Source organism: Bariatricus sp. SGI.154 (assembly GCF_050313795.1).
Classification (GTDB): domain Bacteria; phylum Bacillota; class Clostridia; order Lachnospirales; family Lachnospiraceae; genus CAMBRQ01.
On sequence record NZ_JBNPMC010000013.1, the window covers coordinates 46,363 to 71,369 of the forward strand.

Here is a 25,007-nt window from a genome sequence, read left to right on the forward strand (position 1 = left end):
ACTAATCCTCCCTCTTTTCATTCATATATTCTTCCAGTGACGTTTTCCAGTCCGGCATATTATAGACATCAATAATTCTAAGGATAAAATTATCCAGTACAGCATATGCAGGTCTTTCTGAGGATACTTCTGAAGCAGCCACCGCTTTTAACTCTATCTCTTTTCCCGCATGTTTCAAAATCTCCTGAGCGAATTCATAACGGCTGCAGACACCCTTACAGGTTGCATGATAAGTGCCGTATTCGTTGGTCTTAATCAGGTGCAGAATGATTCTTGCCAGATCCTTCGCGCTTGTAGGAGAACCAATCTGATCGGATGCAACTGACAGCGTTTCACCTTTTTTTGCAGCATCCAGGACTTTATTGACAAAATTATTCCCTTTTCCATATACCCAGCTACTTCTTACGATAAAATGCTTATGGGTAAATTCTTTTACATAATTCTCTCCTGCTCTCTTAGAACGTCCGTATACGCTCTTCGGATGTGTATCATCGAACTCGCTGTATGGGATATTCCCCTCGCCGTCAAACACATCATCCGTTGATAACTGGACAATCTTTGCTCCCATTTTACGTGCGATCAAACTTAAGTTTCTTGCGCCAAGGGCGTTGACACGGTATGCAGCCTCAGGATCTTTCTCACATAACTCCGTGTCCGTTATCGCTGCACAGTTGATAATAACATCCGGACGGCTGATTCCTCCATAATTGAGAACCTCTTCCGTATCGGTAATATCAAGTTCATCAATATCCGTATTCAGCACTTCCATTTCCAGTGGATCAACCACTTCTTTTATTGCGGATCCAATCTGTCCATTTGATCCCACAATCCAGATTTTTAACATATGTATACCTCCTCACATAAGAAAGGCGTTGATCAGAGCAAAATCAACGCCTTTCACCTTCTCAATTCAAAATTATACCAAGTCCGTAAAACCGCGTCAAGTTACAACGATTTCCAAACTTCTGCTACATCCAGGTCATATGTAATCTCCTCCACAATGCGGCTGCTGTCCACCTTCATGACTTCGCTTCCATTCTTGTCCATTGCCACGAATGCAGCAAATAACAAAAGGCATAAAAACACTCGAAGCCCGAATGTTCCTGGCGACGCCATTGGCTGGTCCTCTTCATAGAGTTGGCGGTATGCCGTGCCATAGCGAGGATGAACAGCCGGTATAGATCTTCTTTCGTTGTATAATTCTCTAGTCTGTTCCAACAGTTCCCGTCTTCGCTTTTCTGAATCATTCAAGATCATCACCTCAGAAGAATATATGCTTCAATACTTGTATATATTCCTCTTCCTAATAGGCTTTAGCGGTCTGCCAGTTCTTTAATAATATCTTCCCATGTGATTCCTTTTAATACCATCAATACCATAGCATGATATAAGAAATCAGATAATTCGTATTTGACCTCTTCTGGGTTCGGATTCTTTGCTGCAATCACGACTTCCGTCGCTTCTTCTCCTACCTTCTTCAGAATCTTATCAATTCCTTTTTCAAATAAGTAATTGGTGTAAGACCCTTCCTTCGGATGTTCCTTTCTATCCGCAATCGTTGCATAGACTGACTCGAATACCCTCAGAGGATTCGTCTCATCATAGTCATTGCCGGCTAACGGCTGGAAGAAGCAAGTTGGGTTACCGGTATGACATGCTGCACCTACCTGATCCACCTTTGCAAGCAGCGTATCACAATCACAGTCAATCGTCAGCGACTTCACATACTGGAAGTGTCCGCTGGTCTCTCCCTTCACCCACAACTGCTGTCTGCTTCTGCTATAATAGGTCATCTTTCCAGTCTTAATCGTATGATAGAATGCTTCCTCATTCATATACGCCAGCATCAGAACTTCCTGAGTCTTATAGTGCTGAACTACAACCGGAATTAATCCCTGATCATTCGTCTTGAACTGGGAGAACTCCATCATGCTTTCAAAAGTAGTCATCTGAATATCTTCCTGCGCACATTTCTCCTTGAATGCCACGAAGTCCATATCCACCTGGCTGATGTATTTGCCGGACAGCCCTCTGACACCTGAAGACTTCAGAATCTTAAAAAGTTCTCTTTCCTCCATCGTATCTGTTACGATTACACAAGGAACCTCTGTCACATTCACAACAGAATTCAGATCCAACCTATGCATGAAGACAATCTCACTGCTGCAATCTTGTATCACATGCTGGTGCTTGAATAATGCATCGAAATCATTCAGCGATACCGCAAGTTTCTCCTTGCCAAAACGTTTCGCTGCCTCTTCAATCAACTTGACACTGTCCTGCTTAGAAAAATTAACCATAGCACGTTTGGCACCTGCATATAGAATCTTCTTAATATCCTCCTGCCGCTTAATATTGCCACCAACTACCATCGGGATTCTGATCACCCGGTTCATGCGCTTAATCAGATCAATCGCCTCATCATGCTCATCATCCGCATCTGACAGGTCAAACACAATTAACTCATCCGCCCCATTATCACTGTAATTTTTCGCAAGACCTATGGCATCTTCAGCGATTACCGTATGGTCGTCAAACCATTTTACCGCCTTTCCTTTTGCAATAAAGATACAGGGTATCAATCTTTTATAACTCATAATCTATCCTTCTCCTTTATAAGCTTCCTTTTGTAGTCCACGCTTCCTGGATTCTCGGCTCTTTCATTGTTGCCATATCCAGAGTTTTTCCGAAACTCTTAAACAGCGCTTCTGCCATATGATGATTATTCTCGCCATCCAGAATCTTCAGATGGATATTCATCATGGCACTGTAGGATACTGCATAGAAGAATTCCTTAATCATCTCCGTATCCATCTTACCGATACGCTCCGCTGTAAAAGCGGCATCATACTTAAGGTATGGTCTTCCGGACAGATCCACAGCACATAAAGCAAGCGTCTCATCCATCGGCAGCATAAAGTGTCCATAGCGCTTCATCCCTGCCTTATCGCCTACCGCTTTCAAAATAGCCGTTCCAAGTACGATCCCGGTATCTTCAATGGTATGATGGCAATCTACATCCAGATCTCCATCTACCTTCACTTCAAGATCGAACAAGCCGTGTCTTGCGAATCCATCCAACATATGATCGAAGAAACCAACTCCCGTATCAATCTTGGTTTTACCGGTTCCATCCAGATTCAGCGTAACAGAGATATCGGTTTCTTTTGTTGCCCTCGTTATACTGGCTATCCTGTCCATATGCTGCGCCTCCTTTATTCAAAACGTACTTTAATCGAATTAGCATGAGCAGTCAGTTGCTCTGCTTTCGCAAAATTCTCGATATCTTCATGAATCGCCTCCAGTGCATCTCCGGAATATGAGATGATACTGGATTTCTTAATAAAATCATCTACCGACAGCGGAGAGAAAAATTTGGCGGTTCCATTGGTCGGAAGAACATGGTTCGGTCCGGCAAAATAATCTCCAAGCGGCTCACTGGAATATTCTCCGATAAAGATTGCTCCCGCATTGCGAATCTTAGTCATCACATCATATGGATCTTTTGTCTGAATCTCCAGATGTTCAGATGCAATGTCATTGGCAATATCTATGACATCCTCCATCGTATCTGCAACCAGAATATATCCATAATTATCAAGAGACTTCTGGATAATCTCTCCTCTGGACAATTCTTTTACGAAGGCATCCACCTGGTCAGATACCTTCTGTGCCAATTCTTCGCTGGTAGTAACCAGAATCGCAGAAGCCAGTTCATCATGCTCTGCCTGAGACAACAGATCGGCAGCCACATATCTTGGATTGGCAGTCTCATCTGCAATCACAAGAATCTCGCTTGGTCCTGCGATGGCATCAATACTGACATGACCATAGACGGACTTCTTCGCTAACGCAACATAGATATTTCCAGGTCCCACGATCTTATCGACTTTTGGTATGCTCTCGGTTCCATAAGCCAGTGCTCCTATTGCCTGTGCTCCGCCCACTTTATAGACAGCCGTTGCCCCCGCCTCATGTGCGGCAACCAACGTATTCGGTGTTACTTTGCCATCTTTTCCCGGAGGGGTCACCATAATAATCTCGTCAACTCCTGCAACCTTCGCAGGCACAATATTCATCAACACAGAAGACGGATATACCGCTTTTCCTCCCGGTACATATACACCTACTCTATGTAAAGGCGTCACCTTCTGTCCAAGCATGGTTCCATCCGGCTTGCTGTCAAACCAGCTATATTGGCGCTGCTTCTCATGGTACGACTCAATATTACGAAGCGCTTTACGGATAATTTCCACCAGAGAAGAATCCACAAGCGCATATGCTTCCTGTATCTCTTCTTCCGTCACTTTAATATTATCTGCATTGATACATGCCTTGTCAAACTTCGCTGTATACTCAAAGATTGCCTGATCTTTCTCCTTTTTCACCCGATTCAGGATCTCTGCAACTCCCTGTTCATATTCCCCGTAATTATTGGGGCTTCTCTTTAACAGGTCTTCCAGAAGATTCTGCTTCGTATCTTTGTTCAAACGCTGTATTCTCATCTGACTACTTCCTTTCCATCTTACCGTTCGTTACAGATTAATCTGTCCACGTAATTGTGTAAGCAACGACTTGATTCGTTCGTTCTCCATACGCATGCTTACAGGATTTACAATCATTCTCGCAGAGAGAGGACATACTTCTTCCAACACTTCCAGTCCATTCTCCTTAAGCGTTGACCCTGTCTCTACAATATCTACGATTACTTCTGACAGCCCTACGATCGGAGCCAGTTCAATGGATCCATTCAACTTAATAATCTCCACCGTCTGGTGCTTCGTATTATAGAAATAATCTTTTGCAATATTCGGATACTTTGTGGCAACACGGATCAGTTCATGATGCTGAAGCAGCGGCGCCGCATCTTTATAACCACATACGCACATTTTACACTTTCCATATCCCAGATCCAACACTTCATGAACCTTGCGCCCCTCTTCTAATATGGTATCTTTCCCCACGACTCCAATGTCAGCTGCACCATATTCCACATAGGTCGGCACATCCGGACCTTTGGCAAGGAAGAAGCGTAGTTTCAGATCTTCATTTACAAAGATTAATTTCCGCGAATCCTTATCTTTCATCTCTTCACAGGTAATGCCGATCTTCTCGAATAATTCCAGCGTCTGATGTGCCAGACGCCCTTTTCCCAAAGCAAATGTCAGGTATCTCATGATTGTCTAACTCCTATCTGTACTATTCACAATCTTGTGCTCGCCGGTTACCAGATTGATCATCGTTATCTCACCGGACTTCTTAAGATAGATCAGGTTGCCGGCATAATATTCTTTGCCATATTCCACATAATCTTCCAGCAGTCTGCTCTTATCCTTTTTGATAAGTTCTGTATTCTTAGCCTTCCTACGGAAATCTCTGGCAAGAGCGGTAGCCTCTCTCTGCTTGCCTTCATCGTATACGATCATCGTATTCTTTCTCGTATATACAATACGGATCTTCTGGCGTACCAGTGCATTCATCAATTCATCTATTACAATTACGAATCCGATCGAAGGCCATTTCTTTCCAAACTTCTCGATCAGATGGTCGTATCGTCCGCCTTTCACGATCGCATCTCCGGTACCAAAGGTGTATCCGCGGAAGATAATTCCGGAGTAGTACCCATAAGTACCGCTCATACTAAGATCGAAAGTGACAAACTTCTCTACCCCATATAATTTCAGCGTATCATAGATCTTCTCCAGTCTTTTGACTGCCATCACACCTTTGGAATTCGGCGCAACATCCTTCGCACGTGTCAGAATATCAATGCCTCCGACCAGTTCATTTAATGCCGCAAATGCTTCCTTGGAACTTCTCTTCACCTGAATGCTTTCCAAGAATTCCTCCACGCCAAAATAATTGCGATTATTAATCAGTTCTCTTACTCGTTCTTCTGCGTCTTCATCCAGACACGCATCTTCAATCAAACTCTGGAAAAAATCAACATTGCCAACGCTTAACTGGAATTCCTTAAGTCCAATTGTCAAAAGCGATTCAATTACCAACGCGAGCATCTCTGCATCTGCTTCTACCGAGTCATCTCCCATCAACTCGGCACCCATCTGAGTCGTCTCCCGCAGACGTCCCTGATAATTCGAATGGTTAATAAAGGTATTGCCCGTATAGCAAAGACGGATCGGCAGACGCTCATCCTTGAACAATGTTGCCGCTGCTCTTGCAATTGACGGCGTAATATCAGGACGAAGCGCAAGGGTATTGCCATCTTTATCGAAAAATTTATAGAGATCTTTGGACGGAATGGTCCCAATCTCTTTCCCGAATACATCAAAATATTCAAAAGTCGGGGGCTGGATATCATGATATCCATATAAATGGAACACCTTCTTAAGCCGTCCTTCTAACGCAAGTTTCTTTCCACATTCTACATTATATATATCTCGGACTCCTTCCGGAGTATGCAACACTTTCTTCATAGTTCCTCCATGTTATTGTCATTCATCCACTTTAGCATGCTACCACAATAAAACTGTATTGAATTATAAGCATTTTCTTACTCTTTGTCAAGTTCATCCCTGAGTTCCAGATCCAGATTCATCGCATCCAGATACGGAACATAATATCCTCTTAGGAATTCCATGAAAAATCTGGGATCCAATTCTTCAAAACGGAAGCTTTTTCTCCCGCCTTCCTTCGCACGGTTCCAGAAGACCAACAGTTCTTTAAGCCGCATATAATACAGAATATTCTTTGAGGAATAATAGATCAGCACGAAAGCCACGCCGCCCTGCTTTTCAAAATTCTCCATGAACCTTACCTGATGCTCATGAATATTCTGCAACGGGAATGTCTCTGCGACACATTCCTTTGCGTCAAAACATACCGGAATTCCCTGAACTGCGCCGATATAGTCAATGGTACTTCTCTGGTCAAAGTACGCCAAAGTAATGTGCCTATGCTCCTTATCCATTTTAACCGGAGTGATCGGCGTCGGAATCTTCTGGATTAAAGCAAGCCCTTTCTCCAGATACCATTCATTGGTCCGGTTGACCATCTCCTCTAATGTTGAACCTCTAAGGCCTCTCGAATTCCATGTTCCCATGCTGTCTCCTTTATCAGTCTCCAGAACACCTCTGGTACCTTTGCAGTATAAGTCTTTTCAGAAATTGCCAAAAACGGCTTCTCCATCTGCGGAAATTCTAATTCATATGCATGAAGCAACTGGGACTGTATCTGATATCGTTTCTTATACTCTTCATTCCAACTCCGGTTACCATACTTATAATCCCCCAAAAGCGGATGCCCTTCCGAGGCAAGATGCGCACGGATCTGATGTGTCTTGCCAGTAATCAGATGGACTCTCAGCAAAGTCATGGACTCATGCCAGGCAACCGGAGTATACTCTGTCTCTATCGGAAGTTCTCCTGGAGATGTTCCCCGCCTGCTGATTGTTACCACATTGTTCTTTTCATCTTTCTTAAGATATCCACGGATATGCTTAGATTCCGTAATCTTTCCTTTTACGATACACAGATAGTACTTTCGAATCGTACGTTCCTTAATGAGTTGCCCCATCATCTGCAATCCCGCCAGACTCTTTCCCGCTACGATCAGTCCACTGGTGTTGCGATCCAGACGGTTACAAATAGATGGCTTAAATGTACGCAGGTCTTCCGCGGAGATCTTATGTTCATTCAAAAGATACGCTGTCACATGTTCCACCACTGACACATCATCCTTACTGGCTTTCTGTGACAACATTCCTACCGGTTTATTCAACAGCAGAATCTCGCGATCTTCATATATAATATCCAATGGAACCGATTCTATCTGCACATCTTCCTCATTTTCCGAAGAAAACTTATGAATCGTCTCCTCTGATAGGAATAACTTAACACTATCTCCTACCACTAATTTTTCATTGCCGGACGCTTTCTTTCCATTTAATATAATATTCTTCTTCCGAAGCATCTTATAGATAAAACTTCCGGGTGCTTTACTGAGATATTTTTTTAATAGTTTATCCAGCCTCTGTCCAGCCTCATTCTGTTTAATTATTATTTCCTTCATCACATTTTATATCGAAAGCATTATAGTAGTTCTTTTCAGAAACACTTACTTACATTGAAATATTCAGTATAATCTTTCTGATATTTCTTTCCTTCCTGGTATTATTCGATCGTTCAACCGCTGCGATATTGTTCATTCCTTCTGCTCTGGACAGGAACGCTACATAATCGTGAAATATCTTAACCGTCATCTTATCATAGTGGTTATCTCTTAATATATTTTTGATATGTTTTGCCAGAAGAACTTCATCCGTCTTCGGGCTGCTTGCATATACGCAGACCACATGACCTGATATCGCAATCGCATCTGCTGGCATCACCTTCTCCGTGCTGGTAATTACCATATCATATGCAGTTGTGATAAGCGGTGTTTTCTCTTCGATCTCCTGATATTTCTCAGGAGCAATGCTCTTATATGGCGCCATAGTGATGAATTCTACCAGCATCTTTGCCGCTGGCAGGCATCCCACGATCGCAACCACCGTAAATAGATTCAATCTTGTCTTCGTCTGCATATATCCCAGAACAAAGACGGCTATCACGATTGCGAATTCCCCAATCGTCCACATGAGATATTTCGTCTTCTGTGCTTTTATATAGCCCGGCTGTCCCTTTTCAATCTTCATCTTGATTGTACACTCCCTTATATAGCATTTACTTGCTCATATTATTAGCCAATTTCATCCAATCAGCAATCCTTGCATACGGCAGCAGTTTTGCCGCAATTCTTGCACTCTTCATAGCCACGCCGTAGACAGATACCCGCCGTCCCATCACAGAATCTCTAAGCGCCGTTCTTACAACATTCCCGGCATCTGCTTTCACGGTTGCCTTAAGCGGATTCGGCAGCGCTCCCGCACGGTCGAAAAATTCCGTATCAACCGGTCCCGGACACACCGCTGTCACAAGGATTCCTCGTGGCTTTAATTCCACACTAAGTGCATGGGAATAACTGTATACATAGGATTTGGTTGCCGCATATACGGCGAATCCCGGCTGAGGCGCAAATGCGGCTGAAGATGCAACATGAATCATTCTACTTCCATTCGACATATATGGCAAGCAGACTTTCGTCATTTTGGTAAGTGATCTGCAATTCAGATCAATCATGCCACATTGCTCTTCGGTTCCAAGTTCCTCCACATCTCCGATTTTACCATAACCTGCCGCATTAACCAGCATACGGATATCTGCGTTCTGTCTGTCCAGTTCCTTTCCGATTCTCTCAAAGATATAATCCCTTCTAAGATCTCCATCAAAGATTCTGACTGGGATGGGAATCTGTTTTTCCAGTTCTTTCAACCGTTCTGTTCTTCTTGCCACTACCCATAGTTCATCCAGTCTTTTGTAGAGCCTTGGAATCTGCATAGCGAACTCTCTTCCAATCCCGGAGGATGCACCCGTTACAATTGCAATTCTCACGATAATCATCTCCCTGTTTGTCTCTAACTTTATTTTTTCACTTTCTTCTTGTGAACATTTCTGATTGCCTTTTTCTTCTTAGGCTTCCCTTCTGGTCTTGCCCCGGTTTCATTCTTGTTTTCATGTCCGTAATGATTCCTGCCATCTTTCTTCCATTCATCATGCACCGCATATTTCGGACGGATCAGGCAATGCTTATCATAGCCAACAAGATCCATTCGTCCGGCTTTCTTAAGTGCCTCCAGAACCAGATCATAATTCTTCGGATTCCGATACTGGATCAAGGCTCTCTGCATCGCCTTTTCGTGCGGATTCTTCGGCACGTATACCGGCTTCATATCTCTTGGATCAACGCCCGTATAATACATACACGTCGATATGGTAGATGGCGTAGGATAGAAATCTTGCACCTGCTCCGGCATATACCCCAGATCTCTAAGATACTCAGCCAGTTCTATTGCTTCCTTCATTGTCGAACCCGGATGGGATGACATCAGATACGGCACCAGATACTGCTCCTTGTGAATCTCCTGATTGATCTTCTTATATTTCTTCACAAACGAACGATATACGCCATTCTCCGGCTTTCCCATCTTCTGTAGGACTGCATCTGACACATGTTCCGGCGCTACTTTTAACTGTCCGCTTACATGGTACTCGCATAATTCCCGAAAGAACGTATCGTCTGGATCTGCCATCACATAATCAAACCGAATTCCGGAACGGATGAATACTTTCTTCACATTTGGCAGTTCTCTTAATTTTCGAAGCAGCCGAATGTAATCCTTATGATCCACCCGAAGATTCCGGCAAGGCTTCGGGAATAGGCACTGCTTCTCCTTACACACGCCATGTGTCAACTGCTTCTCACAGGAAGGTGCCCGAAAGTTTGCCGTAGGTCCTCCTACATCATGAATATATCCTTTAAAATCCTTATCCCAGATAAACTGTCTCGCCTCTGCAAGCAAAGATTCGTGGCTTCTCGTCTGAAGAATCCTTCCCTGGTGAAAAGTAAGGGCACAGAAATTGCACCCGCCAAAACATCCCCTGTTACTGATCAGGCTGAACTTCACTTCAGCAATTGCCGGGACTCCCCCGACATCTTCATAAGAAGGATGATAGGTTCTCATATAAGGGAAACTATATACCCGATCCATCTCCGGCTGGCTCAGAGGTTTGGCCGGCGGATTCTGGACCACATAAAGATGTTCCCCATAAGGCTCCACCATTCTCTTGCCTGCAAATGGATCGGTATTGCAGTACTGTATATAGAAACTTCTGGCATAATTAAGTTTGTCCGCCTTCATATCCTCATATCCCGGCAACGTGATTGCATCATAGACACTGTCCAAATCCTTCGTCTTATAGACAGTTCCCGGAATAAAACTGATGTCCTTTACATCTATGCCACTTTCCAGGGCTTCTGCAATCTCTACGATAGAACGCTCTCCCATTCCATAAGAGATCAGGTCTGCACCCGAATCCAGAAGCACCGACCGTTTCAGCCTGTCAGACCAATAATCATAGTGTGCCAGTCTTCGCAGGCTGGCTTCTATGCCTCCCAGAATAATCGGCGTCTTCTTATATACCTGACGAATCAGGTTGCTATAGACAACAACCGCATAATCCGGCCGCTTCCCCATCACGCCGCCCGGAGTGAAGGCATCCGTCTTCCTCCGCTTCTTAGATACGGAATAGTGATTCACCATAGAATCCATATTGCCCGCCGACACAAGGAATCCAAGCCTTGGCTCGCCATACTCCATAATACTGGACTTATCCTTCCAATCCGGCTGTGCGATAATTCCAACTTTATAGCCATGCGCTTCTAAGAGCCTGGTAATGATTGCATGCCCAAAAGAAGGATGGTCTACATAGGCATCTCCCGATATATAGACGAAATCTACCTGCTCCCATCCGCGTTCTGCCATGTCCTGTCTGCAAATAGGTAAAAATCCCTTTCCCATCTATAATACCTCATATGTTTCATTCTTAATATCGTCATAATTCTGTATGTAATAGTCTGCCAGCGCCCGCTTCTTCTCCTCCTGAGGCTTTGAAAAATCATCCTCTACGGCGCAGACACTCATTCCTGCGTTCTTTCCTGCTAAGATCCCCATAGGAACATCCTCAAATACCAGGCAGCGCTTTGGATCTACTCCCATCTCTTCTGCGACCAGAAGATATACATCCGGTGACGGCTTCCCAGCCGCAACCTCACAGGCACTTCTAACTACATCGAACAATTCCGTAATCTTCAATGCTTCTAATGTATCATCCGCCAGTGACCTGGCATTACTTGTAGCAATTCCTATCTTCATCCCCTGACGTCTCATCTCTGTGATGAATTCATATACGCCATCCTTCAGATAGACTTGGTTCATATACTTGTCATGCGCCATGTCCATCCATTCTTCCATAACTTCCTCCCTGGTACAGTTCAGTTCCGAGTAGGTGTCTAAAAAGAACTGAGCCACTTCCGTATAACTCATTCCTTCCATAGCCTCATGAAAATCCTCTGTCTTTACCAGATTATATTTCGCCAGATAATCATCATCAATAGATGGCCAGATCCACATAGAATCAATCAGCGTTCCATCCATGTCAAATATGATCGCATCAATATCTTTCAGCATTTTCGTCTGTAACATCTTCTAACTCCTCTTTCGTTAACAGCCGGTATTCTCCCGGTTTTAACTTCTGATCTAACTTAAGACTTCCCATGCTCTCACGCCGCAGATAGACAACCTCTTTTCCCACCGCCTGAAACATGCGTTTTACCTGATGGTATTTTCCTTCCTGAATCGTAAGCAATATCTCTGATTCCGCTTCACTTCTCAAGATCTTAAGAAGACCAGGTCTTGTCCACTCTTCTTTCTCATCCGTACCGATATTCACGCCGCTTTTGAATGCTTCCACATCTTCTTCCGTTACAATTCCCCGAATTCTGGCATAATATGTCTTATCTACATGCTTTTTGGGCGAAAGTAAACGATGCGCAAGCTGACCGTCATTGGTAATCAGAAGAAGTCCTTCTGTGTCTTTATCAAGTCTTCCCACCGGGAAGAGATCCTTTCGTTTCTTATCCTTAATCAAGTCGATCACCGTTGCCTCTGTCGGGTCCTCTGTCGCAGAGACGACTCCTGACGGTTTGTTCAGCATATAATATTCATAACTTGCGTATGCGACTTCTTTTGCATCAAAGCAGACTTTATCCTCTTCTTCCCGAATCTTGATATCCGGCGATTTCACAGTCTTGCCATTCACTGAGACTCTGCCCTGACGTATATATTTCTTCACTTCCTGGCGTGTTCCAATCCCCATATCTGCCAGGTATTTATCCAAACGAATCATTAGCAAAGCCTCCATCCCGGCAGATACTTATTCTTAAGGGTTCCATTGCTTAGTTTTCCCCAGCCTAACGGATATCCATCTACACAGACAAGCTGCCATCCTTTCTCCTTCGGGCGCACCAGATCATCTACATCCAAAGTCTCTCCCTTCAGATACCTTGAGATTCTCTCATCTTCTGCCGGCAGATCAATACAATGTGCATACTCTTCTTTTTTCAGGCACATTGCCAGCGCCTGACTAGGTTCAAAACGATTCTTTTTCAATTCTCCAAGCAAAAGTCCTGTACGAAGGAAACGGATTCCCCTGACATCCGGCAAGCCCTCCGGCATATAATAGATTCTCTCACCATGAATATCCAGACGTGAACCATCCAGTTTCCAAGAGATATCCTGAAAGAACTCTGCCAGATCCTCCGGAATCTTCTTTCCTGATTTCTTCTTCATGCTTAATTCTTTTCCCGCAAGGGCTTCTCCTTTTTGAAGAAGCGCCAGATAATGCCCCTCACCTTTCATACGGTGTGGGAATATACGAACAGTCTTTCTCATGTCTTCGTCTTTGCTGTCCGTATATCTTGGCATTCCTTGGCAGAAACCTTCGTATGGAAGGATATCCAAGATCCTGAATTCCGAATATTCTGTCTGCAATAGTTCTATGATTCTTTCATTCTCCCGACTGTCAAACGTACAAGTAGAATATAACATCATTCCTCCCGGCTTCAGCATCCGCGCCGCCTGAAGAATAATACTCTTTTGAATATTGCTGAAGAATTCTGGTCCGTGTTCTTCCCAGGCTTTTACCATCTTCTTATCCTTACGGAACATCCCTTCGCCAGAACATGGCGCATCAATCAATATCTTATCAAAATATTCCGGGAAATAATTCTCAAGTCTTCCCGGTTCTTCACTCAGCACAAGCATATTACCGATTCCAAAGACCTCAATATTCTTGAGCAAGCCTTTGGCTCTGGAACTACTGATATCATTGGCTACCAGAAGCCCCTCTCCCTTAAGTTTTGCTCCCAGTTCAGTTGCCTTGCCGCCAGGTGCTGCACATACATCCAGAATCTTATCCCCCGGTTCCACCGGAAGCCGATTCGCCGGTGTCATAGCGCTGGGTTCCTGAAGATAATATAATCCAGCAAAATAATATGGATGCTTTGCAGGAGATATCTTCTCACCGTTATAATAAAAACCATTCTCAATCCATGGAATCGGCGTAATCTCAAACGGACAGATCTTTCGGAATTCTTCCACAGAAATCTTGATGGTATTCACGCGCAGACCATAGTATCTTGGTTCATCATAACATGCAATATATTCATCAAACTCTTTCCCTAAGAGTTCTCTCATCTTCTCTTCAAATGTACCGGGCAGATTCATGGTTTTCCTCCGTATGTTGTATTTTGGTCATACATTGATTAGTATAGCATATTCTGGGGGAGAACTCTAGGGGGAATTTTGTTTGTGAAGTGTGTATGTGAAGTGTGTATGTGAAGTGTACGGCAGAGAGAGCAGGCAGGGTGTTTCCAACACTCATTTTCTCCACAAAATTCCTTTCCTAGTATATCTCAAGAAAAATCATATTTAAGTTTTCTATTCTCCACGGACAAAAGCACGTAATAAGGATTAACGCTGACTTCTTTCCCGTCTTTGTAGGTGTAGATCCCCAGATGAAGGTGAACAGCGAATTGCCCCTTGGTGCCTTCCGGGCCATAGCCGGAGTCGCCCATATAGCCTAATAGTTCACCCGCTTTGACTTTCTGACCATTTTTCAGGTTGGCATAGGAATCTAAATGAGCGTAGTAGTAATAAGTACCACCGTCTGTTGTAATTCCCACGCGATACCCTCCTTTTTCCAGCCAGCCAAGGTTGGTTATGGTTCCATCGGTCATGCTTAGTACAGGATAGAGTCCTCTTTCATTAACGGAAGCCATGATATCTGTGCCTTCATGACCGCTGGTGCCTTTGTATTTGCGTTCTACCATCCAGCCATCTACGTACGACGTCTTTAGAGACTTATCCACATTAGATTCGGGAATTGGGTAATAACTCACTTCGTTTTCCACATTTTCTAGTAAAGTTTTACACTCATCAGATAATTGTTCTCTGTGTTCCCGCATATCATCTGAAAAAAAGTCTCTTCGGTATTCTTCATCTTCTACTGTCTTTTTCCGGAGGGTATTATAATGACCTGCTTCTCTAAGATAATTGGTTCCAATCACGGTAAAAAAAGCAAGGAGGAATATAACGATTAAGATTTTTCCAGGATTTAAGCTCCGCATAAAAAATCCTTTTTTCTCAATATATGAAAAGAACCAGCCTCCTATTCCCATAGGAGACCGGTTCTAAGATATTGCTTATCGCCTGTTATTTATCTGCTATCTGTTTTCCTGGAAACAATTATTTACAATTTTTTAGTATCGCTTTCAAATACTCCCAGGTTCTCTGAGTGGACGCAATATCCAAACGCTCATTTACAGAATGTACATCCAGGATGTTCGGTCCAAAGGATACGCAGTCCAGATCCGGACACTTTCCCTGAAGGAGTCCACACTCCAGACCTGCATGGATGGTGGATACAACAGGCTCTTTACCATAGAGTTCTTTGTAAGTGTTCAACATTGTGTCACGTAACTCCGACTCCAGCCTGAACTGCCATGCCGGATATTCATTCAGAGTCTTTCCTGTTCCTCCGACAGCCTTCGCACAGATCTCCAGATATTCTCTGAACTGCTGTTTTCTGCTTTCTACGGAACTTCTCAGAAGAGATACTGTTCTTACGGAATCTACGTTCGTCTCTACGACACCGATATTCACGGAAGTCTCTACAAGTCCCTCTAATTTTCTACTATATTCCTGAACACCGTTCGGACAGATTACCAGATATGTAATCAGATGGTCGGTAGATGCCTCGTCAAATACATCTGTTACACAATCAGTTGTTACTTCTATATCTGTAACAAGTCCAGGCTCCTCTCCCATGAATTCTTCTTTCCAAATCTGAACCATCTCCCCAACCATGCGGCGAACCTTTGCTTCCTGATCTGCAGGTATCAGGATATTGGCTGTAGATTCCAAAGAGATTACATTGTCTTTAGAACCACCATCAACACTTACAAGATTCATTGGTATTTCTTTTTTTATACAATACAAGAGGCGTCCCATCATCTTATGTGCATTCCCACGCTGTTTATTAATCTCTACCCCGGAATGTCCGCCCAGCAATCCATGTATCCGAATCCGAACCAAGATGCCACTCTTCTTCTCTCTCAAGACAGGAATTACCGTCTCGTACTGAATACCTCCGGCACAGCCAATTGTCAGAATTCCTTCTTCCTCCGAATCGATATTGATAAGTTTCCTTCCTTCAAGCACACTTAGATCAATTGCATCAGCACCGCCCATTCCAACTTCTTCATCTGTTGTAAATAATGCTTCGATTGGTGGATGGGGGATATCATCGCTGTCCAAAATAGCCAGCGCCATAGCGACTGCAATTCCATCATCACCGCCAAGCGTTGTGTCCTTTGCTTTCACATATCCATCTTCTATGTATAATTTCAGAGCATCTGTTTTAAAATCATGGGAAGACCCGGCGAGTTTTTCACACACCATATCAAGATGCCCCTGAAGAATCACTGGCTTGCTCTTTTCATAACCAATCGTTCCAGGCTTCTTGATAATAATATTATTCACTTCATCCTGGAGTACCTCTAGTCCTCGTTCTTTTGCAAACGCAACACAATAATCACTGATTCGTTTCGTGTCATAGGTTCCGTGCGGAATCTGACACAATTCCTCAAAAAAGCAAAAAACTTTCCGGGGTTCCAGATGTTCTAATACTGTCATTGTTTTTTCCTCTCTTTTCTATGATTTTACAAAAAATTATCCCTGCACAGGTTAATATCTATCAATATTATACCACATTAATTACGAATCATTCTTCATAAAAATTCTACGGAATCCATAGAATGAACTAAATGGAATTCCAGGGGCGATTACTAGAATGAACCGTTTTTTTTCTACTATATGCGTAATTATATTATTTATACTGATGCTGCTCTTCCCACAGTCTGTATTCGAAGGAGCAAGTTCGGGAATCCTTCTCTGGTTCAATATCGTATTACCCACTTTGCTGCCTTTTATTATTATCTCTAATCTATTGATACATACCCGCGCAATTGACTGGATTGCAAAGATTGCTTCACCACTTATGTGCCATCTCTTTCGGGTATCTCCTTATGGTGCATTCGCTATACTGACCGGTTTCCTGTGTGGGTATCCCATGGGCAGCAAGGTTACCGCCGATCTTCTAAGGAAAGGTTATCTTTCTTTAGATGAGGGACGGTATCTCTTATCCTTCTGCAATAATACCAGTCCCATGTTCATCATCAGTTATGTGGTCTGGCAGAATCTGAATGTCCCAGAACTTACACTGCCGTTTCTGATTATACTGATGCTTTCGCCGGTGTTATGCAGTTTTTTGTTCCGAAGATACTATCATTTTTCAGATTCTTATGGATACCACATTAGCCAGAAGAATACATCCGAAACTATCAATTCTCCAGATGCACTGATGGATTCCTGTATTATGAATGGGTTCGAGACAATTACCAAAGTAGGTGGATATATTATGCTTTTTTCTATCTTCCTTTCCTTTGCCGAACTTGTTCCCAGCCGGCATATGTTAATCACCTCTGTCCTATTGCCCTCACTGGAAATTACAACTGGCATCAAAATGATATGTGCTTCCTCCCTCTCCTCCAACATCCGGAGGATTGGCGTATTAACTTTGACTGCGTTCGGCGGCTGGTGCTCGGTGGCGCAGACCCGTTCTATGATCCAGGGAACCGGGCTTTCCATTCTCCCTTATATAATAGAAAAACTGGCTACCGCATTGGTAACCAGCCTCCTTGCTTACATCTATCTGCTATTATTCTAACTCTTCATCAATCTCGAATTCCGGGTCAGGATCAGCACTTCCATACTCTGCTTCCAGTCCTCTCTGAGACTGTTCCGGAATCTCAAGTTCCGAACGGTTATTACGAACCATATCATAGCATTCCTGAAGAGAATTCACAAGCCCGTCATATTTGGTCGTGTAACTATCCAAAGTATGTCCAATAATACTTTCTGCATTTGCCAACAGATCATCCGTATACTGTAATGCACCGATTCTGATGTCATTCGCATCACTGGTCGCATTGTCCAGAATCTGCTGCGCCTGCTCTGTGGCAGCCGTTACAATCTCATTTGCCTGGGCATATGCCTGCTGCATGATCTCATGCTCGCTTACCAATTCGTTCGTATGAATCTCTGCTTCTTCGATCATACTGTCCGCCTTCGCCTGGGCATCTGCAAGAATCGCATCTTTATTCGCAATAATCTTCTGATAACGCTTAATCTCATCCGGTGTCTTCATACGGAGTTCCCGCAACAACTCATCCATCTGATCTTTATTTACAATAATCTTAGTCGTAGATAACGGCTGAAATTTACAACTATCAATGTACTCTTCAATCTCTTCAATAATCTGCTCAATACGGCTGCTCATAATCTTTTACACTCTCCTTTTTTTCATCTTCTCTGTAATTCTGTCTGCAACAATCTCTGGCACAAACTGAGAAATATCCCCTCCAAAAGCCGCCACTTCCTTTACCGTGGTAGAACTTAGATATGAGTACTTCAGATTCGTTGTTAAAAATACTGTCTCTACATCCGGCTCCATCTTATGATTCGTCTGCGCCATCTGAAGTTCATATTCAAAGTCCGTAATTGCTCTCAATCCACGTATAACCATTCCCGCATCCATCTTACGGGCAAAATCTACTAATAATCCCTCGAATGGAATTGTCTTTACATTGGGCATGTCTTTTGTTACTTCTTCTAACATTCTAACACGTTCTTCTACGGAAAACAACGGACTTTTTGCTTTATTATTCAGGACTCCTACAATTAATTCGTCAACCAGTCTGGCTGATCTCCTTATCACATCCAGATGTCCGAAGGTAACCGGATCAAAACTACCCGGATAAATTGCTCTTAACATATCTCTTTCCTTCCTGCCGGTTCTATAAATACATGCTTGTTGGTCTTGTATATCTTAGTCTTAATGACAGAGAATCCTAATTCCTCCACGTAGTCAAACTCCGTTTCCTTCGAAGCTTCTACGATAATCACCCCATCTGAAGAAAGCAAACTTGAATCAGCAAGATATTCCAGTACTCTTCTCTCCAGTTCGTGTCCGTACGGAGGATCCATAAAGATATAGTCAAACTGCTTTTCTCCTTCTAACTTATACAAAGCAGTCATAACATCCATGGACATAGTCATGCTTTTTCGTTCCAGATGAGTCTTTTTCAGATTCTCCTTTACACACTGCATCGCCTTTGGATTCTTCTCTACGAATACCGCTTCCATTGCTCCTCTGCTTAATGCTTCAATTCCAATACCGCCACTTCCGGCAAACAGATCCAGGAATATACTGTCATACAGATACGGCGAAAGCATGTTGAATAAAGTCTCCTTAATACGGTCCGTCGTAGGTCTGGTGTCCATGCCTTCCAAAGTCTTCAGTTGTATTCTTCTAGCACTGCCTGCAATCACTCTCATAGAACAAACCCCTTATATTCATGCAACTTTTCCTGTACATTATAAATTTCTATTATGAAAATGTCAATTCATTGCTCCACTTTTTCATAGTTTCAAGATACGCCTACTAGCCACGGGATGTTCCAAGACGACGATAACGGTTTAAGCACGCATATATTTCTTGTTTTCTTGGCATAGCGAGGTTACCTGGAAGGTATCCGCCATCGCATATGGCTTTTAGACCTTGAGTATCCAGTTGATTTTGCAGTTCTTCGATTGCCTGACCGAGTGTCTTTCTGCCGTTAAATACATTTTCTTCCAGATGTTTTACGATATTTCCAAGGGCATTTAATTGTTCGCTGTCCATTAATTGTTCTACATACCTGAGATCTATGGTTTCATGGTTCAGCATGACACCATCTTTTCCCATGGTTTTAATCTTAATTCTACCTTTGTTCTTAAGACCTGGATTGTTACGTATCTTTCGATCGAAGGACGGTAATTTTGCTCCGTCTTTGGGCAGTTGCAAGACTGGATAATCTTTGGCTGCTTCTTTTGCAAGTTCCGTGATCTCTTTTGGTACATAGCGATCCATCTGAACAATGACATCCGCCACTTCAAAATACGCTCCAGAACTTCCGGCTACGATAATGGTGGAGATTCCAAATTTCTCATACAATTCTCTTACACGTTCAATAAATGGAGTAATAGGCTCCATATTTCGATGAATGACGCGCTGCATCAGTTCATCCCGAACCATAAAATTGGTTGCGCTGGTATCTTCATCAATCAGGAACGCCTTTGCTCCCGCTTCCATACTCTCAATTACATTCGCAGCCTGAGAGGTACTTCCGCTGGCATCTTCCGTATCGAACGCAATCGTATCCTTTCCATTTGGAAGATCATTAATGAACATAGATATATCCGTGTGCTTAATGCTTCGTCCATCCTCCGCACGGATCTTCATAGCCGTTGCATCCGTAACCACATATTCTCTGCCATCTCCGGCAATATGTGGATACACGCCGGCTTCTAATGCTTTCAGAAGCGTGGATTTCCCATGATATCCGCCTCCAACGATCAGAGTTACGCCTTCTCGGATTCCCATACCTGTAATTCTTCCTTTATATGGAAGTTCCATAACAACCTCCATAGACTTTGGCGATACGAACGGAACCGCCCCTTTCATCGGGCGCTGGGACACTCCTGATTCTCTTGGAAGTATTGCGCCATTCGCCACAAAAGCCACCAGATTCTGTTCTTTTAAACTTGCCCGGATCGTTTCCTGATCTACCGCAAGTTCCATCACTTTCTGAACTTTCTCCGGATTCAGTCTGCGGTAACACAATGCTTTTTCCACACATGCCGGGAGAAAATCATACAGAATCTTAATTAATTCTCTGGCATTGATCGTCCTGCCATTCGCCGGGAACCCAACTTCGAATCTTATGATTACGTCACCGCTCTTCTCGTCAATGGTGCAAGCTGTCCGCTCCAGAACCTCTTGTCCGCATCTGGTCACGGTAATCATGCCGCTCTTTCCGGAACCTTTCGCCTGAAATGAATACTGATCCGCCTGGCTCCAGAAATTCCGCGTCAGATAATCCTGAAGCGAGATTCTCTTATACGCCTTATCGTATAATTCCTGGGGGAATCCCGCAATTCTCCCAGGAACTCTGACATTTAATTTGGATGGTGCCGCAAAAGGATCACCCTGCACATGATCTATGGATAATACATACTTTCCAAACTGATATGCACCCTTCGTATCTTTATATGCCGGATATCCCCTGTGGTCAATCCGGTTCAATAGTTGCCTCAAATCTTCTGCTGTCTTCATCTATCAAACTCTCCTAATAAGCAATTGCTTCTTCTCTGGACATCCAGAAATGAATTCCTGTCGTGGAATCCATCCACCTGTCCTCATTAAAATCCTTAACCTCTACCCATTCTCCCTTACGATAATAGAAGTTCTCATCCACCAAAGACCACGCCTCATCAAATTCTTCTGTCGAATCAAAACTTTTAATCGTCAAAACTTTTGCCTTGTTACATCTGCATGATGGCAAGGTCGCTGATGTACGCTTGGCATCTGCCGGTATCAGAAGTTGTACCAGCCTGTCATTCACGCATTTCTTATAGCCCAGGATCGGTCCTGTCTCCGGACAATGCATCCGAAACCATTGCGTACTGTCATCTGAGATAATATCATCCAGTTTTGCAAATTCTAAAACAGCACCAAAGAGGTTCGCTCCACGGATATCACATCCCATCATATCACAATATCGAAGGGAGGCAGTCTGCATATTCGCATTCCTATAATTCGCTCCCTTCATAGAACAGCCGTCAAACAGTGCATTTTCAATAGATGCATTTTCAAAATTCACCTGATTCAGAACTACATTCTGAAAGGAACTAAGCGTAAAATCAAGTCCAGATAAATCCCATCCGGACAAATCCATATTCTCAAACGCTACATTCTGGAACACCAATCGTTCGCCCGCCTTACGGGCAGTCAATATCTGTTCCAGTTCTCCCTTTGTGATTTTTCTCATAATTATCATTCCTTCACTGCTAACCTTATGATTATAATCCTACGATAACCAAGCGTCTGCTATTACAAATCTACAATTCTTGCTCTATGATGAATTGAGGGAAGGAACTTATTCAACAGATCCTTCGTCTTGAATTTCAGATGGCTTGTATTGATTCCCGGATTACATCCGAACCATTCTTCCTCTGCCACTTCTTTGTCTACAATGACCTGCACATAATCGTCCTCATCCATCAGAAGCCCTGCCACACTGGCAGAACCCGGAGTTGTTCCCAGATGTTCCATCATCTTCTCCGGCGGTGCAAAAGACATATGGGATACTCCTAACTTCTTACTGAAAGAAGAAGTATCAAATGCTTTATTCGCCGGCATCACAAGCAAGAAAATGTCGTCTTCTTCTGATTGCATAAAAATACGTTTTTACGGATCTCTGTGCCAATTGCCGCATCAATCGCTGCACACTCTTCCATTGAAGCCGCCGGATCATTATCCACCTGTTCATATGGTATCTTTAACTTATCCAACGTCTCATACATCTTTCTTTCCAACGGCATGCGCTCATCGGTTGGTGCTGAAGTTCTAATCTCACTGATATACATTGTTTTGTTCCTCCACTACCTGATTCTTCTATAAATATATGTCTAACGCCATTATACCGAATCACATACTTCTTTGCAAATCTTTCTGTATACCAAATGTGTTCTTTCTTCATTCTGTATTACATAACAAATCCTTTTTTACGCGCTAAGAAAACGTTAAGAACTTATGTTTTCTTTCACCAGGGGTTGCCTGATTTCTTGTCCTCATGCTAAACTGATTGTGATAATTATTTGATTTTTTAGATGATAGCGAGGAAGCATCCTGATGGTACTTCCTCTTTTTATCTATATTAGTATTTATTCTAGAAGGAGCTGTTCATTTCATGGATTTCTACCAGACCAAATTCGCAGAGAAATTAGAAGAAGCATTAAAAGCCGTACTTCCTATTATCGGAATCGTACTACTGTTAAGTTTTACCATTGCACCGATTCCTCCAAGCATTCTGCTGCTGTGCTTTCTACTTGGCTTCATCATCACGATATCGGAACCGGACTTGCAGGTGCTTGCCGAGCAGGTTCCCTCGATTCCGAATTATACTCTGATTCTGGCAGTTGCCTTCGGTGTCGGCTTTTTCTTGGTGGTTGCCATGCTGCGTATGCTTTTTTCCAAGCCTTTGCCATCTTTATTAATTATATTTTATCTGATTGTATTTGCTCTGGCTTTCTTCGTACCGGACGATTTTCTGGCAGTAGCATTCGACTCTGGCGGTGTGACCACCGGACCGATGACGGTTCCGTTCATTATGTCTCTGGGTGTCGGTTTTGCTGCTGTTCGAAGTGATAAACATGCGGAGGATGACAGTTTCGGTCTGGTTTCCCTCTGTTCCATAGGACCGATTCTTGCAGTCCTCTTGCTTGGACTTTTATACCATCCTGAGGACACAGGATATACGCCCGCAGAACTGCCTGAGATTCAGGACTCTGTAGAACTCTGGAATTGCTTTGCACATGGATTCCCGGAATATATGAAAGAGATTGCAATATCGCTCCTGCCAATCGTGATATTTTTCGCCGCATTCCAGATATTCTCACTGCGGCTGAAAAAGAAAACACTACTGAAGATTATCATTGGGATTCTTTATACCTATGTCGGTCTGGTTCTGTTTCTTACCGGCGTTAATGTGGGATTCATGCCAGCAGGAAATCATCTTGGACAGATGATCGCTGCGCTTCCTTACCGCTGGATTCTGATTCCGATTGGTATGGTGATTGGATTCTTCATCGTAAAAGCAGAGCCTGCTGTCTATGTATTGATGGAGCAGGTAGAAGAGATTACTTCTGGTGCTATCTCCGGACGCGCTATGGGATTAAGTCTTTCTCTCGGTGTTGCTGTATCTGTTGGAATTGCTATGATCCGCGTCCTGACAGGTATTTCAATCTTCTGGTTCATCCTCCCTGGATATGTGATTGCCATATGCCTGTCTTTTTTCGTACCGAAGATCTTCACCGCCATCGCATTTGATTCCGGTGGCGTTGCTTCTGGTCCGATGACAGCCACTTTCCTACTGCCTTTTGCCATGGGTGCCTGTCAGGCAGTAGGCGGCAACATTGTAAGAGATGCCTTCGGGATCGTGGCAATGGTTGCCATGACCCCATTAATCGCAATTCAGATACTGGGAGCAGTCTATCAGATTCAGTCTGCGAAGAAAGAAAGCACCGAGCCCGTACCGATATCCAGTCTTGATATCTGGGCGGATGATGATATTATAGAATTGTAGGAGGAATCCATATGAACGATATCTATATGCTTGGAATCATTACCAACCGCGGAATGCGTGATAAATTCATTCAGTTTTTTAAGATGCACAATATCCATGTAACACTCACTGCGCTGGGCGAGGGAACTGCCAACAGTGCCATCCTGGATTATCTGGGAATGGAGGCAACCGAGAAAGCCATTTACTTTGCCTTTGTTACCATGGATACCTGGAAATATCTGAAGAAAGAATTATATAGCAAAGTCAGAATTGATATCCCTGGCAGAGGAATTGCTTTTCTCATACCACTTAGCAGCATCGGAGGCAAGAAAGTACTGCAATATCTCACCGTTGGCCAGGACGTATTATTAAAGGAGGAAAGCACCTTGCAGAACACAGAATATGAACTGTTAGTGACAATTGCAAATGCAGGATATATTGAGACGATTATGGATGCGGCAAGAAGCGCCAAGGCTCCGGGTGGTACGGTCATCCATGCGAAAGGAACCGGTGCAGAACACGCGAAGAGATTCCTTGGAATCTCTCTTGCGGAAGAAAAAGAGATGATCTTTATTGTTGTACGTACTACACAGAAGAACGATATTATGAGAGCCATTATGCAGCAGGCAGGAACCGGAAGCCCTGCGGGAGGAATCATCTTCTCTCTGCCGGTTACCAGTACAGCCGGACTTCGCCTGTTAGAGGAGGAATCCAAGTAACAGTATGGCAAACTTTGGCGAGATATGTTAAAATGACATATT

At 43.4% G+C, this 25,007-nt stretch carries 27 protein-coding genes; 3 read left to right on the plus strand and 24 right to left on the minus strand.

Annotated elements, in window-relative coordinates; all coding sequences use genetic code 11:
• Position 1: 1 nt before the first annotated feature.
• The 17 genes from rfbD to ACQRBN_RS08065 form a co-directional block, all read right to left on the minus strand.
• Complete coding sequence (rfbD, locus tag ACQRBN_RS07985) at positions 2–844, minus strand: dTDP-4-dehydrorhamnose reductase (RefSeq protein WP_427738470.1); 843 nt, start codon at positions 842–844, stop codon at positions 2–4.
• Positions 845–945: 101 nt separating this feature from the next.
• Positions 946–1,251, minus strand: coding sequence for a hypothetical protein (locus tag ACQRBN_RS07990; RefSeq protein WP_427738471.1), 306 nt, complete (start codon positions 1,249–1,251; stop codon positions 946–948).
• Positions 1,252–1,313: 62 nt separating this feature from the next.
• On the minus strand, positions 1,314–2,597 hold the full coding sequence (gene hisIE, locus ACQRBN_RS07995; protein ID WP_427738472.1) for a bifunctional phosphoribosyl-AMP cyclohydrolase/phosphoribosyl-ATP diphosphatase HisIE: 1,284 nt from the start codon (positions 2,595–2,597) through the stop codon (positions 1,314–1,316).
• Positions 2,598–2,613: 16 nt separating this feature from the next.
• Positions 2,614–3,201: an imidazoleglycerol-phosphate dehydratase HisB gene (hisB, locus tag ACQRBN_RS08000; RefSeq protein ID WP_427738473.1), complete on the minus strand. Its 588-nt coding sequence runs from the start codon at positions 3,199–3,201 to the stop codon at positions 2,614–2,616.
• 14 nt (positions 3,202–3,215) lie between these two features.
• Positions 3,216–4,505 (minus strand): histidinol dehydrogenase, encoded by a 1,290-nt coding sequence (gene hisD, locus ACQRBN_RS08005; protein WP_427738474.1) that lies wholly within the window; start codon positions 4,503–4,505, stop codon positions 3,216–3,218.
• Between the two features lie 30 nt (positions 4,506–4,535).
• Positions 4,536–5,177 (minus strand): ATP phosphoribosyltransferase, encoded by a 642-nt coding sequence (gene hisG, locus ACQRBN_RS08010; RefSeq protein ID WP_427738475.1) that lies wholly within the window; start codon positions 5,175–5,177, stop codon positions 4,536–4,538.
• 6 nt (positions 5,178–5,183) lie between these two features.
• The gene (gene hisZ / locus ACQRBN_RS08015) at positions 5,184–6,437 is read right to left on the minus strand and encodes an ATP phosphoribosyltransferase regulatory subunit (protein WP_427738476.1); all 1,254 of its coding nucleotides are present in this window, start codon (positions 6,435–6,437) and stop codon (positions 5,184–5,186) included.
• Between the two features lie 77 nt (positions 6,438–6,514).
• Positions 6,515–7,063 carry a Holliday junction resolvase RecU gene (locus ACQRBN_RS08020; RefSeq protein ID WP_427738477.1) on the minus strand — a complete coding sequence of 183 codons (549 nt, stop codon included), beginning with the start codon at positions 7,061–7,063 and terminating at the stop codon, positions 6,515–6,517.
• On the minus strand, positions 7,021–8,031 hold the full coding sequence (locus ACQRBN_RS08025; protein ID WP_427738478.1) for an RluA family pseudouridine synthase: 1,011 nt from the start codon (positions 8,029–8,031) through the stop codon (positions 7,021–7,023). The genes ACQRBN_RS08020 and ACQRBN_RS08025 overlap by 43 nt, the downstream gene beginning before the upstream one ends.
• Positions 8,032–8,080: 49 nt before the next feature.
• Positions 8,081–8,656: a hypothetical protein gene (locus ACQRBN_RS08030; protein ID WP_427738479.1), complete on the minus strand. Its 576-nt coding sequence runs from the start codon at positions 8,654–8,656 to the stop codon at positions 8,081–8,083.
• A 28-nt stretch (positions 8,657–8,684) separates the two neighbouring features.
• Complete coding sequence (locus tag ACQRBN_RS08035; protein ID WP_427738505.1) at positions 8,685–9,455, minus strand: SDR family NAD(P)-dependent oxidoreductase; 771 nt, start codon at positions 9,453–9,455, stop codon at positions 8,685–8,687.
• Between the two features lie 26 nt (positions 9,456–9,481).
• The gene (locus tag ACQRBN_RS08040; RefSeq protein WP_427738480.1) at positions 9,482–11,419 is read right to left on the minus strand and encodes a YgiQ family radical SAM protein; all 1,938 of its coding nucleotides are present in this window, start codon (positions 11,417–11,419) and stop codon (positions 9,482–9,484) included.
• Complete coding sequence (locus ACQRBN_RS08045) at positions 11,420–12,103, minus strand: HAD family hydrolase (protein ID WP_427738481.1); 684 nt, start codon at positions 12,101–12,103, stop codon at positions 11,420–11,422.
• A complete protein-coding gene (locus ACQRBN_RS08050) occupies positions 12,072–12,806 on the minus strand; it encodes a pseudouridine synthase (protein WP_427738482.1) in 735 nt (244 codons plus the stop codon). Before ACQRBN_RS08050 ends, ACQRBN_RS08045 begins: the two co-directional genes overlap by 32 nt.
• Positions 12,806–14,185: an RsmF rRNA methyltransferase first C-terminal domain-containing protein gene (locus ACQRBN_RS08055; protein ID WP_427738483.1), complete on the minus strand. Its 1,380-nt coding sequence runs from the start codon at positions 14,183–14,185 to the stop codon at positions 12,806–12,808. The genes ACQRBN_RS08050 and ACQRBN_RS08055 overlap by 1 nt, the downstream gene beginning before the upstream one ends.
• A 188-nt stretch (positions 14,186–14,373) precedes the next feature.
• Entirely contained in the window at positions 14,374–15,087 is a 714-nt protein-coding gene (locus tag ACQRBN_RS08060) for a M23 family metallopeptidase (protein WP_427738484.1), read from the minus strand.
• A 118-nt stretch (positions 15,088–15,205) separates the two neighbouring features.
• Positions 15,206–16,654 carry an aminoacyl-histidine dipeptidase gene (locus ACQRBN_RS08065; RefSeq protein ID WP_427738485.1) on the minus strand — a complete coding sequence of 483 codons (1,449 nt, stop codon included), beginning with the start codon at positions 16,652–16,654 and terminating at the stop codon, positions 15,206–15,208.
• 157 nt (positions 16,655–16,811) lie between these two features.
• On the opposite strand from ACQRBN_RS08065, the gene ACQRBN_RS08070 reads away from it, so the two are divergent.
• Complete coding sequence (locus ACQRBN_RS08070; protein WP_427738486.1) at positions 16,812–17,747, plus strand: nucleoside recognition domain-containing protein; 936 nt, start codon at positions 16,812–16,814, stop codon at positions 17,745–17,747.
• Here the strand turns inward: ACQRBN_RS08070 and ACQRBN_RS08075 are convergent.
• The 7 genes from ACQRBN_RS08075 to ACQRBN_RS08105 form a co-directional block, all read right to left on the minus strand.
• Positions 17,739–18,359: an ATPase gene (locus ACQRBN_RS08075; RefSeq protein ID WP_427738487.1), complete on the minus strand. Its 621-nt coding sequence runs from the start codon at positions 18,357–18,359 to the stop codon at positions 17,739–17,741. The genes ACQRBN_RS08070 and ACQRBN_RS08075 overlap by 9 nt on opposite strands.
• A gap of 6 nt (positions 18,360–18,365) precedes the next feature.
• Complete coding sequence (coaD, locus tag ACQRBN_RS08080; protein WP_427738488.1) at positions 18,366–18,854, minus strand: pantetheine-phosphate adenylyltransferase; 489 nt, start codon at positions 18,852–18,854, stop codon at positions 18,366–18,368.
• Complete coding sequence (rsmD, locus tag ACQRBN_RS08085) at positions 18,848–19,417, minus strand: 16S rRNA (guanine(966)-N(2))-methyltransferase RsmD (RefSeq protein WP_427738489.1); 570 nt, start codon at positions 19,415–19,417, stop codon at positions 18,848–18,850. The genes coaD and rsmD overlap by 7 nt, the downstream gene beginning before the upstream one ends.
• A 106-nt stretch (positions 19,418–19,523) precedes the next feature.
• Positions 19,524–21,236, minus strand: coding sequence for an ABC-ATPase domain-containing protein (locus tag ACQRBN_RS08090; protein ID WP_427738490.1), 1,713 nt, complete (start codon positions 21,234–21,236; stop codon positions 19,524–19,526).
• 13 nt (positions 21,237–21,249) lie between these two features.
• Positions 21,250–21,951 (minus strand): pentapeptide repeat-containing protein, encoded by a 702-nt coding sequence (locus ACQRBN_RS08095; protein WP_427738491.1) that lies wholly within the window; start codon positions 21,949–21,951, stop codon positions 21,250–21,252.
• A gap of 62 nt (positions 21,952–22,013) precedes the next feature.
• Positions 22,014–22,358 (minus strand): YbaK/EbsC family protein, encoded by a 345-nt coding sequence (locus tag ACQRBN_RS08100; RefSeq protein ID WP_427738492.1) that lies wholly within the window; start codon positions 22,356–22,358, stop codon positions 22,014–22,016.
• A complete protein-coding gene (locus tag ACQRBN_RS08105; RefSeq protein ID WP_427738494.1) occupies positions 22,322–22,549 on the minus strand; it encodes a hypothetical protein in 228 nt (75 codons plus the stop codon). The genes ACQRBN_RS08100 and ACQRBN_RS08105 overlap by 37 nt, the downstream gene beginning before the upstream one ends.
• 323 nt (positions 22,550–22,872) lie before the next feature.
• Between ACQRBN_RS08105 and ACQRBN_RS08110 the strand changes: the two genes are divergently transcribed.
• Both ACQRBN_RS08110 and ACQRBN_RS08115 read left to right on the plus strand, forming a co-directional pair.
• Positions 22,873–24,267, plus strand: a complete 1,395-nt coding sequence (locus ACQRBN_RS08110) for a DUF1538 domain-containing protein (RefSeq protein ID WP_427738495.1) — start codon at positions 22,873–22,875, stop codon at positions 24,265–24,267.
• 11 nt (positions 24,268–24,278) lie between these two features.
• Positions 24,279–24,965 (plus strand): P-II family nitrogen regulator, encoded by a 687-nt coding sequence (locus tag ACQRBN_RS08115; protein WP_427738496.1) that lies wholly within the window; start codon positions 24,279–24,281, stop codon positions 24,963–24,965.
• Positions 24,966–25,007 lie beyond the last annotated feature (42 nt).